The sequence below is a fragment of the Simiaoa sunii genome (genome assembly GCF_014337175.1).
In the GTDB taxonomy this organism is placed as follows: domain Bacteria; phylum Bacillota; class Clostridia; order Lachnospirales; family Lachnospiraceae; genus Acetatifactor; species Acetatifactor intestinalis.
Map to the genome: position 1 here is coordinate 382,029 of NZ_CP060633.1, position 14,115 is coordinate 396,143.

The 14,115-nt window shown below is 48.3% G+C and carries 10 protein-coding genes; 7 read left to right on the plus strand and 3 right to left on the minus strand.

Annotated elements, in window-relative coordinates:
- Window positions 1-3 precede the first annotated feature (3 nt).
- Window positions 4-498 carry a QueT transporter family protein gene (locus H9Q77_RS01860; protein WP_148446611.1) on the minus strand — a complete coding sequence of 165 codons (495 nt, stop codon included), beginning with the start codon at window positions 496-498 and terminating at the stop codon, window positions 4-6.
- A gap of 239 nt (window positions 499-737) precedes the next feature.
- On the opposite strand from H9Q77_RS01860, the gene pth reads away from it, so the two are divergent.
- Both pth and mfd read left to right on the plus strand, forming a co-directional pair.
- A complete protein-coding gene (gene pth, locus H9Q77_RS01865) occupies window positions 738-1,310 on the plus strand; it encodes an aminoacyl-tRNA hydrolase (protein WP_249326418.1) in 573 nt (190 codons plus the stop codon).
- A 4-nt stretch (window positions 1,311-1,314) separates the two neighbouring features.
- Window positions 1,315-4,887 carry a transcription-repair coupling factor gene (gene mfd / locus H9Q77_RS01870; RefSeq protein WP_249326419.1) on the plus strand — a complete coding sequence of 1,191 codons (3,573 nt, stop codon included), beginning with the start codon at window positions 1,315-1,317 and terminating at the stop codon, window positions 4,885-4,887.
- A gap of 178 nt (window positions 4,888-5,065) precedes the next feature.
- Here the strand turns inward: mfd and H9Q77_RS01875 are convergent, their stop codons facing one another.
- Window positions 5,066-6,664: a glycosyltransferase family 39 protein gene (locus tag H9Q77_RS01875; protein WP_118693207.1), complete on the minus strand. Its 1,599-nt coding sequence runs from the start codon at window positions 6,662-6,664 to the stop codon at window positions 5,066-5,068.
- A gap of 236 nt (window positions 6,665-6,900) precedes the next feature.
- Between H9Q77_RS01875 and H9Q77_RS01880 the strand changes: the two genes are divergently transcribed.
- From H9Q77_RS01880 to H9Q77_RS01900, 5 genes are all read left to right on the plus strand, one after another.
- Complete coding sequence (locus tag H9Q77_RS01880) at window positions 6,901-7,935, plus strand: sugar kinase (RefSeq protein WP_022154815.1); 1,035 nt, start codon at window positions 6,901-6,903, stop codon at window positions 7,933-7,935.
- A gap of 232 nt (window positions 7,936-8,167) precedes the next feature.
- A complete protein-coding gene (locus tag H9Q77_RS01885) occupies window positions 8,168-8,842 on the plus strand; it encodes a hypothetical protein (protein ID WP_249326420.1) in 675 nt (224 codons plus the stop codon).
- Window positions 8,832-9,455 (plus strand): NUDIX hydrolase, encoded by a 624-nt coding sequence (locus tag H9Q77_RS01890; RefSeq protein WP_118547258.1) that lies wholly within the window; start codon window positions 8,832-8,834, stop codon window positions 9,453-9,455. The genes H9Q77_RS01885 and H9Q77_RS01890 overlap by 11 nt, the downstream gene beginning before the upstream one ends.
- Window positions 9,456-9,566: 111 nt before the next feature.
- Window positions 9,567-11,774 (plus strand): alpha-galactosidase, encoded by a 2,208-nt coding sequence (locus H9Q77_RS01895; protein WP_118547257.1) that lies wholly within the window; start codon window positions 9,567-9,569, stop codon window positions 11,772-11,774.
- Between the two features lie 110 nt (window positions 11,775-11,884).
- Window positions 11,885-12,904, plus strand: coding sequence for a substrate-binding domain-containing protein (locus tag H9Q77_RS01900; RefSeq protein WP_118547256.1), 1,020 nt, complete (start codon window positions 11,885-11,887; stop codon window positions 12,902-12,904).
- On the opposite strand, the gene H9Q77_RS01905 is transcribed toward H9Q77_RS01900, so the two are convergent.
- On the minus strand, window positions 12,852-13,799 hold the full coding sequence (locus tag H9Q77_RS01905; protein ID WP_118693209.1) for a helix-turn-helix transcriptional regulator: 948 nt from the start codon (window positions 13,797-13,799) through the stop codon (window positions 12,852-12,854). The genes H9Q77_RS01900 and H9Q77_RS01905 overlap by 53 nt on opposite strands.
- Window positions 13,800-14,115: the final 316 nt, after the last annotated feature.

Below are 14,115 nucleotides of genomic sequence, written 5' to 3' on the forward strand. Positions count from 1 at the left end.
TGCTTATTTCTGTACGTCAAAAATGTATTTGCGATATTTCTGCAGCACGGTGCGAAGCAGCATACCCAGGATGCCGCAGGAGATCACTTCCCCGATGCCTACGGTCAGCATGAAATAAGGAATGCCACCCTCTAAATGATACACATAAGCCAGCACGAAAGGAACGATGATGGTGTTGGCGATGATGGGAGGCAGAGGAGCCAGCCATTTGTTCTTATCACGCAGCAGATAAGTGCCAAATGCACCGATCAGCGTTGCCAGGCTGCCGAAGATAATGTCAAGCAGCATGCAGCCGGTCATGGTATTGCTGATGATACATCCCAGGAAAAGTCCCGGTATGGCAGCAGGGGTAAATACGGGAAGAATCGTCAGGGCTTCCGAGAAGCGGACCTGAATGGGATAATTAGCCAGTCCCAGAGCGTTGGCTAACATGGTCAGCACAACATAGAGAGCAGCGATCACCGCTCCGTGTACGAGGTACAGTACTTTTTTGTTCATTTGTTTTCTCCTTTAGTTTTGTTTTACGAGTGGAAGGTCACGAACACTCGATTCATTTTACGCCGGAAATCGGCGAGCCCTGTAAGACCTTGTTTTTATGGGCTGTACAACTGTTTCAGTATAACAATAATCTGGGAAAAGTCAAGCCCTGTGTCAAAATATCCAATAGTTGCATTTTCTGCGTAAAAATGCGAAAATATAAGATAACGCATTGATTGCAAGAAAGTAAGGAGAAGTATATGTATATTATCGCAGGGCTGGGAAATCCCGGAAAAGAATATGAAAATACGAGACATAATATCGGTTTTGATGTCATAGACAGATTAGCAGAGGAAGAAAATATTGCTGTCATGGAGAGCAAACACAAGGCGTTGATCGGCAAAGGCTATGTGGCAGGGCAGAAGGTGATCCTGGCGAAGCCCCAGACCTTCATGAACTTAAGCGGAGAGAGCATCCGTGAGATCGTGGATTATTATAAGGTGGACGATACCTCGGAGCTGATCGTGATCTCCGATGATATCAGCCTGGATGTGGGACAGATCCGCATCCGCAAAAAGGGCAGCGCCGGCGGACATAATGGACTCAAGAATATCATCAAGATGTTAGGACATGATACTTTTACCCGTGTCCGCATGGGCGTAGGTGAGAAACCGAAGAATTATGACCTGGCAGATTATGTATTGGGACATTTCCCGGTGGAAGAACGTAAGGTTATGGATGATGCTACGAAGACCGCCGCAGAAGCGATCCGCATGATCCTCACAGAGAGCGCAGACGCAGCCATGAACCATTTTAACAGTAAGAAAGCGTGAAAAAATGCAGGCACTACTTGCGCCATTGAAAGAACTGGCGGAATATGATGAGGTCCGTAAGATCGTCAGACAGGGAAAGGGAACGGTTGCCCTGTCCGGATGCGTGGACTCACAGAAACTTCACATGATCTACGGACTCAGCGATGGCCTGAAATACAAGGTCATCGTTACTTATAATGACTTAAAAGCCAAGGAGATCTACGAGGAATACCGCTTTTATGACAGAAATGTCATGCTGTATCCGGCGAAGGACCTGATCTTTTTCCAGGCAGATATTCACGGTAATCAGCTGGTACAGGAGAGGATCAAGACCTTGCGCAGAGTCGTGGAGGGAAAGCCTGTCACCATCGTCACCACCTATGCGGCACTGATGACACCCCAGGTGCTGTGGGAGGAGAAGGACATCATCCACACCGAGCGGGGCGGTAGTCTGGACGAGAGTAAACTGGCATCCCGGCTGGTAGCTATGGGATACGAGAAAGCCTATCAGGTGGAAAGCCCAGGGCAATTCTCCGTGCGTGGCGGTATTGTGGATATTTTTGACCTGACGGAGGAGAATCCCTACCGTATCGAACTGTGGGGGGATGAAGTGGAATCCATCCGCAGCTTCGATATCTTAAGCCAGCGTTCCATTGAGAAGCTGGAGAGTATCACGGTCTACCCGGCGACGGAGTTCGTGTTGTCTGAGGAGCAGATTCGCAAGGGAATCGCCAGACTGGAGAAGGAAGCCGCCAAACAGGAGAAAATTTTCCGGGATGCCCACCAGCCGGAGGAAGCCCACAGAATCGCCACCCAGGTAAGCGAGTTGAAGGAACAGCTGTTGGAATTCCAGAGCAAAGCGAACCTGGAAGGATATATCCGATATTTTTATGAAAATACGGTGACTATGCCGGAGCTGCTGGCGGATATGGCGGGACGATCTCTGGTCTTCTATATTGATGAACCGGCGCGGGTGAAAGAGCAGGCGGACGCCATTGAACTGGAATTCCGGGAGAGCATGGAGCAGCGTGCGAGAAAAGGCTATGTGCTACCGGGACAGATGAATATTCTCTACAGCGGAGAGCAGGTGGCGGCCACATTGGAGAAAAATGCCGTGGTGACACTGGCTACCATGGAGACCAAGTACGGCTATTTCCGGACGGAAAAACATGTGGATATTGCAGCCCGCAACATTGCCCCCTATAACAACAGCTTTGAATCCCTGGTAAAAGACCTGAAAAAATATAAAAAAAGCGGATATCGGGTGCTGCTGCTGTCCGGCTCCCGTACTCGCGCAAGACGTCTGGCAGAGGATCTGCGGAATGCGGAAGACGGCGGTGCGGGACTCACGGCAGTATATACGGAAGACCCCATGCGGGAAGTACAGCCCGGAGAGATCCTGACCTATTATGGGCATGTAAATAAAGGATTCGAATACCCATGGCTGAAATTCGTGGTGCTGTCAGAGAGTGATATTTTTGGATCGGAGAAACGTAAGAAGAAAAAGAAAAAACTCTACCAGGGGCAGAAGATCAACGATTTCAATGACCTGAAGATCGGTGATTACGTAGTGCATGAGACCCACGGATTGGGGATATACAAAGGCATCGAAAAGGTAGAGGTAGAAAACATTGTCAAGGATTACCTGAAGATCGAGTACCGGGACGGTGGCAATCTGTACATTCTCGCTACCGGACTGGATGTGATCCAGAAATACGCCTCCGCCGATGCGGCGAAGAAGCCGAAGCTGAATAAGCTGGGTGGCAAAGAATGGGAACATACCAAGACCAAGGTCCGCAGTGCGGTCAGTGCCGTGGCAAAGGATCTCGTGGAGCTGTATGCGGTGCGCCAGCAGAGTGAGGGCTATGCCTTTGGAAAAGACACGGTATGGCAGCAGGAGTTTGAGGAAATGTTTCCCTTCGAGGAGACGGAGGATCAGCTGAGTGCTATCGCGGACACCAAGGCCGACATGGAAAGCCATCGGATCATGGATCGTCTGATCTGCGGAGATGTGGGATATGGTAAGACAGAGATCGCGATCCGCGCTGCCTTCAAAGCAGTACAGGAGGGCAAACAGGTGGTGTACCTGGTGCCTACCACCATTTTAGCACAGCAGCATTACAACACTTTTGTGCAGCGAATGAAGGATTTCCCGGTCAATATTGCCCTGATGAGCCGTTTTCGCACATCCTCGGAGATCAAAAAGACAGTAAAAGACCTGGAAAAGGGAATGGTGGATATCGTCATTGGTACTCACAGAGTATTGTCGGCGGATGTGAAGTTCAAGGATCTGGGGCTTTTGATCATCGATGAGGAGCAGCGTTTTGGCGTGGCTCATAAGGAGAAGATCAAGAAACTAAAAGAGAACGTGGATGTGCTGACCCTGACGGCAACACCGATTCCCCGTACCCTGCACATGAGCCTCATCGGTATCCGGGATATGAGCGTGCTGGAGGAGGCTCCCAACGACAGGCTGCCGATTCAGACTTTTGTCTGCGAATACAACGACGAACTGGTCAGAGAGGCTATTGTCCGGGAGATGGCCCGGGGCGGACAGGTCTACTATGTCTATAACCGTGTGAATAATATTGCGGATATTGCGGCACAGATCGCGAAACTGGTGCCGGAAGCAAATGTGGCCTATGCCCATGGACAGATGAAGGAGCATGAACTGGAACGGATCATGTTTGATTTCATCAACGGAGAGATCGATGTGCTGGTGTCCACTACTATTATAGAGACCGGGCTGGATATCTCTAATGTAAACACCATGATCATTCATGACTCGGATAATCTGGGTCTGTCCCAGTTGTACCAGCTCAGAGGCCGCGTGGGACGCTCCAACCGGAATGCCTATGCGTTTCTGATGTACAAGCGGGACAAAATGTTAAAGGAAGTAGCGGAGAAACGGCTGGCGGCGATCAAGGAATTCACAGATCTGGGCAGCGGTTTCAAAATTGCCATGCGGGACCTGGAGATCCGTGGGGCCGGGAATCTGCTGGGGATGAGCCAACATGGCCACATGGAAGCCGTAGGATACGACCTCTACTGCAAAATGTTGAATGAGGCGGTGCAGAATCTGAAGGGAATCCATATGACGGTGGATTTCACCACGGTGACCGACCTGGATGTGGATGCATATATTCCAGCGGAATATATTGTGAATGAAACGCAGAAACTGGATATTTATAAGCGCATCGCCGGCATTGAGACGCTGAAAGAGCGGGATGAGATGAAGGATGAGCTGTTAGACCGTTTTGGCAATATCCCCAAGGCAGTGGATAATCTGCTGCGGATCGCACTGATCCGCATGGCGGCACACGCACTGGATATGACGGAGATCAAGGGCAAAAACGGCCGGATCACCTTTAATTTCCGACCGGATGCAGCCATAGACCCGCTGAAGATCCCCGCGTTTCTGAAAAAGCATGGAGAGGAAATGAGCTTCACCGCATACGGCAATCCGTTTTTTACCTATAAATACAAAAAAACGGGACTGGTAGAGACCGATGCGGAACTCCTGATGGGGAAAACAGAGGAATTACTGGAAGAAATGAAAGAACTGGTGCTGGAAAAATTGCCGGCTCAGGAAAATTAAGAGAATTTTATGGGACATTAAAAGAGATACCTTCTTATCAGAACAGCAAACAAAAGGCTTCTGATAAGGAGGTATTTTACGATGAAGGGATATGTAACAGCCAGCGGATACATGGGATATGTGGAGAACGAATATATCTTATTTGCCAGCGAAGATGACTATTTTGATTACATGGAGGCTATTTAGGGACAGCAACATACCAGTCATAAAAAGGTGTCAGGGTGAACCTGTCTTTGAACAGATCGGCCTCTGTGTAGTAAATAATATAAATACTGTCAGTGGATATGGTATCGTAATTGATGCGCGTGTTGACCCGGATTCCGTCAGCGGTGGTAAAGGCAGCCGGAGCCGGGGCAACATCATAGGTAACGGTAGCCAGGTACTGGGAAGGCAATGTCCGTGTATACAGAAGCAGTCTGGGCCATTGCGTTGCCTTTTCCGCGCTGATCGTAGTCAGACCGAGCGTCTTGCACTGTTTCATCGAATACGCAACACAGTCTTCTACACCTTGGGAAAAATAAGCGTTTGTAGTTTCCGCATACTTGGTATAATAGTCCTTTTGGAACAGAACCAGACAGATGAGGAAGAATGCAGTGGTGCAGCCTGTAAAAATCCTGCCGAGAGATTGAGACTTCCCCTTCAGGAAGCAGGAACATTTCCAGATACCATATGCCTCGCATAAGACAAGCGGGATATAGAGATCATTGATCTGATGCATCCTGGCGGTGACCAGCAGCGAGGTGATTCCACCTCCCATCAGCTGGGCAAACAGGAAGAATTCCCAGCAAAACACATGCTGCCGCACAGAACGAATCAGCCGGTACAGCATACAGACGATTCCGATCAGGATGAAAAGGCGGCCAATGTCGTAAAATAAACCCCAGGGCGGCAGAAAGTCATAGGGACTTCCGGTATCCTGCAATAACAATAAATGTGCCGTGTTTTTGAAATTCGCATAAACAGAACTTAGGGAAAAAGCAATCTCTCCGCCGCGATACCTCTGTGTTTTGGGAATGGTGATCCAGGGTAAGGCGATCTCCGGCAACAGTCCCTGATTGACCAGGACAAATAAAAGCAACGGTAATGCAAGGACAAACAGGAGCAGAACAGACAGAACGCTGTAACGGTTGCAATGGATTTTATGATAGCGGATCCCGTAACATACCTGCAGAGCCAGCAGGATGGGAAGCATCGGCCAGATCACTGCGTAGCAATAGAGGGAGAGACCGTAAAAAAGTGCCGAGAGCAACAGATAACGGTTGTCATTCATGCCCCGTACGAAAAAGTACAGACCGAACATGAGAAAGCCGGGGGCCATATTGGCATCCAATGCCCAACGACAGGCCATGATGTGCCAGGGACAGACGCTTAAGGCGAATAAGGCCCAGAGACCCGCAGTGTGGCCGAACATTTCCTTTACCAGACAATAGACGCACCAAAGCGTTAGAATACCTACCAGTGCCTGAGGAAGCCTTCCGAGAAAAGTAGTGGGAATCCCTTTGTTCAACAGTAGGAGAGGAGTGAGAAGCCAGGAGTACATGGCACTCTGCCCGTCTCCCCAGCTGGACATATAGATGGGGAATGCATAGCCTGCGGAATCCCTGCCTTCGTGTAAAAGGTCATAGGAGTTCAGCAGGACAAAAGCCTCATCCTGATGTAGGCCACCGGGCACCCGGGACAGGTATAACAGACGCAGAAGTGCTCCCAGTAACAGAATCAGAACCGGACAATAACGTCTGTAAAAAGTGTTACTATCGGAAAGGAATTTTGAATGCATAAAAATACCTCATTTCTTAGAATGATAATACAGATTGATTATAGCAGATATTGACGGCAAATTCAGTATTTTCGTTAAATTTTTAATTTATGTCTGGCACCTTTACCGACGCCATATATTTGTGTTATAGTACAAATGTAAAGAGAAAATGTAAGGGGTTTCAATGGCACACTGTGAGGAACACCGGAGAGATTCCGATACAACATTTGGCAAAAATGCAGATGGGAGTTTATATTATGGAACTGACTGAGAAAAAGGAATTTGACCTGCTCTCCCTGGGAGAGATCATGCTGAGATTATCACCGCCCGATAATGAGCGTATCACCAGAGGCGACAGCTTCAGCAAGCAGGCCGGAGGTGCAGAACTGAATGCCATCACCGGTGCGGCAATGCTGGGATTGCGCTGTGGTATCATCTCCAAGCTGCCGGCCAATGACCTTGGTGTATATATTAAGAACCGTGTACGTCTCTGCGGCGTCAGCGATGACTATCTGGTATATGACGATGATAAGGATGCGAGACTGGGTGTGTACTATTATGAGAATGGCGCTTATCCGAGAAAACCCCGTATTGTCTATGACCGTAAGAATACTTCTATCAATAAACTGAGTGTTGCGGACTATGATGACAGCCTGTATAGTGATACCCGTTGCTTCCATACCAGCGGCATTACACTGGCGTTGAGCCCCGAACTGAGAGCAACCGCCATTGAGATGATCAAGCGTTTCAAGGCGCAGGGAGCCATCATCTCCTTCGATGTGAACTTCCGCGGCAATCTGTGGACCGGTGCTGAGGCGAAGGAATGCATCGAATCCATTCTGCCTTATGTTGATATCTTCTTCTGCTCCGAGGACACCGCACGCCTGACTTTCCTGAAGGAAGGCGATGCCAAGAGCATTATGAAGAGCTTCACGGAGGAGTATCCGATCTCCATCGTGGCATCCACACAGCGTATCGTACATAGCCCGAAGCGTCATACCTTCGGTTCTATCATTTACAGTGCCAAGGACGATACTTATTATGAAGAAGCGCCTTACACCGATATCGAAGTCGTAGACCGTATTGGAAGCGGTGACGCTTATATCTCAGGTGTCCTGTACGGACTGCTGGCACATCCCGGCGAGTACCAGAGAGCACTGGAATACGGTAATGCCATCAGTGCCCTGAAGAATACCATCCCCGGCGATCTGTTATGCACTGACCTGAAGGAGATCCAGGGGATCATCAAGGAGCATAAGTCCACCGGACGCATTGCGGAGATGGATCGCTAAAGCATTTCCCCTTCTTATCTGATCAAAGAAATAGAACAGACAAAGCTCTGTCATGTCAATTTAAGTGCATGACAGGGCTTTGTCTGTTTATTTTTAACAATAATAAGCCTAAAATATATTAAAAAGTCTGCTATACAAGATTAAATTAGTTTGATATACTAAAGATTGATATAGTACTAAAAGCAGGATGTTATCAGATGGAAGATTTGAGAAACAGAAGGGAGACAGCAATTTGGAAAAGGAAGACCGTATCCGGCAGAAAGAACAATGGAAACAACTGTCTCCTTCTGAAAAATGGCAGTATTTTATAGACTATTATCTGCGGGTTACCATAGGCGTGACAACGGGAATCGTCATTCTGATCTTCCTGATCGTGCATTTTGCCACCAAGACAAGCTTCGTCATGGGAGTCATGGCAGTGAATACGGACGGAGAGCACATCGAAGCCACCGGTCCGGATTATTTTACAGATTTCCTGCGGGAACACGGTGTGATGTCCAAACGGGATGTGGTGAACCTGAATTATACGATCTGGATCGATCCGAACTCGGATTCCGACGTGGATTCCACGAATCTCAGCACGATCCAGGTATTGTTCATGACCCGGTCGGTGGATGTGTTTTTTTCTGACGAAGAGTTTTTGAAGCTCATGGGCGGCACGGATTATCTGGTAAATTTAAGGGATTATATGCCTGAGGAACTATTGGATAGATATGAAGATCAGCAGATCAAAGTGTTAAATACCATGACGGGAGAGACGATCGTGGCGGGAATCAGGCTGGAAGATAATGCCTGGGTGCAAAAGACCGGCTGGTATGAGCACACGGCAGCGGTAGGACTGGCGGATGGCATGAAAAACCCGGAACTGGCGGTGGCGCTGTTGGAGGAAATATTGAATGCGGAATAAGGATGAAAAACATTACCGGGGCATAGAAAAGCTGACGGACAATCCGTTTTTAAATCTGTATCATATCGATGCACTGGGGCGGGACGGCATGCCGTTTCACTATTATTTTGCTTCCCGCAATGGTGAGGATAATATCAAACATAAGACTCATAGCCTGCGCCCCGAAGGTATGGCGGTCTATGCGGTAACGGAGGATGGACAACATCTGGTACTGGTGCGGCAGTACCGTTACCCCATGGACGATTATCTCTATGAACTGCCAGCAGGATTGATCGAGCCGGGAGAGACGGCTTCGGAGGCTGCCTGCCGGGAGATGATCGAGGAGACCGGTTGGAAACTGAAGGTATATGAAGGCGGGGAGCCGGCATTCCGCAGAGGCTTTTTCCTGGCGCAGGGGCTGACGGACGAGAGCGGTAGTATGATCTTCGGCACGGTGACGGAGCAGGTGGGACAGCAGATGGAGAACACTGAGGATATTCAGGTGATCCTGGCGGACAGACAGGAGGTACTCCGGATCCTGAGACAAGAGCGGGTATCCATGCGCTGCGGACTGATGCTGATGCAGTTTTTGAAGGCAGAAACGGAAGCACCGTTTGATTTTTTACATTTGTGACAGATATATCAACAGAAAGCATAAAAGACAGGGGCGCACTTGCCGCTCGGAGAAGTTTGGAAATGACGATTTTTAGAAAAATTTTTATTCCGGAAAGAAAGAGGTAAAAGTATGGCAATCAGATACATAGAACAGGACAGAACCTTCTGGCTGGATACAGAACACACCAGCTACATCATGGCTGTTGTGGATGAGGAGAATTTTGTGGGGCATGTATACTACGGTCAGAAATTGCAGTATACCGAAAATGCACCGGCTCCGTTATATTTAATGCGTACGGGGGAGGCACCCTTCGTCCCGTCACAGAACAACAGAGAGCGTGTGGCATTCCTGGATTCCTTCCCCATGGAGTATCCGGGGAACGGGTTAGGAGACTACAGAGAGAGTGCTGTCTCCATCCGGACCGTGGGAGGACATGTGGGAGTGCAGCTAAATTACGTCTCCCATGAGATCGTAAAGGAGAAGCCCGCGCTTCCCGGGCTGCCTTCTACTTTTCCGGGAGAGGAGGATTGCGACACCCTGATCCTGCACCTGGAGGACCAGACGACCGGTTTGACGGCAGAACTGATCTATACTACATTTGAAAAAGTAGATGTGATCACCCGCAGTGTAATCCTGAAAAATACAGCAGAACAGCCGATTTATCTGACAAAAGTTATGTCTGCCTGCCTGGATCTGGATTGCACGGATGAAAAGTATGACATCCTTACCTTGCACGGTTCCTGGGGGAGAGAACGTCAGATGGAGAGGAGAAGCCTGATGCATGGTAAGCAGAGCGTTGGGTCTGTCAGAGGAGAATCCTCCCACCAGGAGCATCCGTTTATTGCATTGCTGTCAGAAAATGCAACGCAGGATACCGGTGAAGTCTACGGCATGCATTTTGTATATTCCGGTAATTTCCTGGCACAGGCAGAGCTGTCACAGTTCGACTCCATCCGTATGACTATGGGGATCCATCCGGAGAATTTTGTATGGAAACTGGAGCAGGGAGAAAGCTTTGCTGCGCCCGAAGTAGTAATGACTTATTCTTCAGAGGGGCTTAGCGGTATGACACATCATTATCATGATATGTACCGCGAGCATCTGATCCGTGGAGAATACCGGGATAAAAAGCGTCCGATCCTGATCAATAACTGGGAAGCTACGTACTTTGATTTTAACACCGATAAATTATTAAAGATTGCAAAGCAGGCATCAAAGCTTGGGATCGAAATGTTGGTCATGGACGATGGTTGGTTCGGACACCGTAATGATGACAGCACGAGCCTGGGTGACTGGAAGGTCAATGAGCAGAAGCTTCCGGGAGGTCTGAAACTTTTGGTGGATCAGGTAAATGCCATGGGACTTAAGTTCGGTATCTGGTTCGAACCGGAGATGATCTCGCCGGATTCGGATCTGTACAGAGAGCATCCCGACTGGGCAATCTCCATTCCGGGCCGTGTAGGAAGCCTGTGCCGGAATCAGTATGTACTGGATCTGTCCCGGAAGGAAGTCAGAGATCATGCTTTTGAAAGCGTGGCGGCAGTGCTGCACAGCACCAATATCGAATATGTGAAATGGGACATGAACCGTCAGCTGTCGGATCTGGGCAGCGTGGAACTGCCTGCGGATCGTCAGGGAGAGTTGTACCACAGATATGTGTTGGGGGTATACGAACTGCAGGAGAGACTGCTTGCGGAATTTCCTCATCTGCTCTTAGAGAATTGTTCCGGTGGTGGAGCAAGATTCGATCCGGGCATGCTGTATTATAGTCCGCAGATCTGGTGCTCGGATGATACGGATGCCATTGAACGGTTGAAGATTCAGGAAGGCACGATGCTGCTATATCCGTTATCCACTATGGGAGCCCATGTATCGGATTGCCCCAACCACGCCTTGGGAAGAGTGACACCTTTTGAGACCAGGGGTCATGTGGCACTGGCAGGCACCTTCGGCTACGAGCTTGATATCACGAAGATTCCTGAGGAGGACAGGCAGCAGATCCCTGCACAGACCGCTATGTATCACAAATACAACGATCTGATCCGCAGGGGAGATTACTGGCGGATCGCGTCATATTTAGAAAACGGCAGCTACGACTGCTACATGGTAGCTTCCAAGGATAAAAAGGAAGCGCTGATAACTTATGTACAGGTATTATCAAGACCGAATTTTCACAGCAGAAGAGTGCGTCTGAAAGGGTTGTCACCGGAAAACCGCTACCGCATAGAGGAGACCGGAGAAGTACTCGGCGGTGATGTGCTGATGCAGGCCGGCATGTTAATAGCACCTTTGTGGGGTGACTACCGCAGCAGGCTGATCCATTTGACTGAGGCGTAAAACTGGGCAGGAGCATGCCTTGACATAAGATTTTCAGATTACTAAGATTTAAGTAGGGTTGATGATTTAACGGAGATGACAGTGAAAATAGCGATAAGGAGTACGAAATTATGGCAAAAGCAGTAAAATTAGCAGATATCGCAGAACGGGTAGGAGTCAGCACGGTAACAGTGTCAAAAGCACTGTCCGGACAAAAAGGCGTCAGTGAGGAAGTAAGGGAAAAAATCCACAGTATTGCGGAAGAACTGGGTTATCAGCAGCCGTCAGCGGCAAGAAAAAGTCAGAACCAGAAGAGCTACAATATCGGCATTCTGATCTCTGAGAGATTTTTGGATAAATATGAGTCCTTTTACTGGCAGATGTATCAGTCGGTAGCTACCAGAGCCACAGCAAAGGAATGCTTTACCATGCTGGAGGTCATCGGAATGGCAGAGGAAGAGAATGGCAGATTGCCGAAGCTGGTACAGGAACGCAAGGTGGATGGCATTATCGTCATTGGTAAAATGATGGATGATTACCTGCAGCATTTGAATACAGAAGCTGGGATCCCTGTGATCTATCTGGATTATTATAACGGCAGAGAAGCCAGTGATTCCGTGATCTCCAACAGCTACTACGGAACCTATGAGCTGACCTATTATCTGTACCGGATGGGACACCGCAAGATCGCTTATGTGGGAACCCTGCTGGCCACCGAGAGCATTACGGACCGATATTTCGGTTATCAAAAGGCTCTTTTAGAGCTGGGACTGGAACAGAAGAAGGAATGGGTGCTGGATGATCGTCACATTGAAACCGGTAAGATCGATACGGTGAATATGTTGCAGCTTCCGAAGGATATGCCTACCGCATTCGTATGCAACTGCGATCTGACCGCAAGCTTTCTGATCAAGAAACTGAGAGAGAACGGATATCGTGTACCGGAGGACATCTCAGTGGTCGGCTTTGATAATTACCTGTATCCCGGACTCAGTGATATCCGTATTACTACTTATGAAGTAGATATGGGAGAGATGGCGAGAAGAGCTATTCATAATATGATCAAGAAGATCACCAGTGATAATTTCAAAGGGGGAGTCACCGTGGTGGAAGGCCGCCTGGTACTGAAGGACAGCGTGTCTCACGTATAGACTGCGGCGCGTTCTGCCGGTAGACAAAGGGTGTGACACCAGTGTGCTTTTTGAACAGGTGGATGAAATGATTGGTATTGTCGATGCCTACCATAGACCCCACCTCATGAATCGGATCATCCGTAGATAGGAGCAGCGATTTAGCTGCTTCTATTTTTTTCTCTTGCAGGTATTGTAGCGGAGAAGTATGGAAGGCGGCGGAGAATTCCCGGCACAGACGGTAGCGGCTGATCCCCAGTGTCTGCTCAAAATATTCCAGAGAGTGATTTTCCACATAGTTTTCCTCGAAATCCGCTTTCATGGACAGCAGATAGGTAGGAACAGGTCTGGCATCCCGGGAGACGGACAGGGCAGACAATGCCAGCTCGGTGAACATGCCGGTCAGCTCCCTATGAATCTGCAGCTGCTCTGCGGGGGTCGGAGTAAAGGGAAATTTTGTTAGCTGCTGCATGCGCTGTGAGACACAGGAACCGATGGGAATTGGATAACAACAGGTAAAATAAGCTTCAAATATGCTATAATAAGAAGAAAGTTCCTTCCCACTTAAGAAAAACATCTGAAAGCGCCACTTTCCCTGCAACAGTCGGAGGGAGAAACCCTGACTGCAATCTAAGAACAACAGATGCTCGCGATCCAGGACCACCTCGCTGCCCTGAGTGGCAAGGAGAGCACTACCCTCTAAGGTGTAGAGCAGCAGATAAGAAGGAAAGGGGTTCCATTCATAATAAAAGGGATCTAACAGGCGGAATTCCCCACCGGCCAGAGGCAGTAAAAAGCCTTTGTCTTCCAGGGATACTTTGTAGATCTGTCCCAGTAGGATCTCTGGGGAACGTTGTCCCTCCACATCAGAGGAAGTGTGCTTTAATGCGTTAAGAAAAGTGGTGGAAATGTTCATACAAAAACCTTGCCTTTCCGCAAACTTCAAATTTTGGCTGCTTTAGCAGCTTGTGCAGGAACAAAACTTCATGTGAAAAATTTGTTTTTCACATTAGAAACATGCTTTTTTGAAAAAATTAAGTAAGCTTAAATACATTATAAACCATTATTTAAGCTATTTCAATGGCAAAGGATGTAAAGAAAGAAAAATTAGTTAATTAAATAAGCTAATTTAACTCAAATCAATTGTTTTAATTGTATAATATATACAAAACATAGGAATAAAACTTGTGAAAATAGAAGATAATAACGAAAATAGCAAGAATAAGAGATTA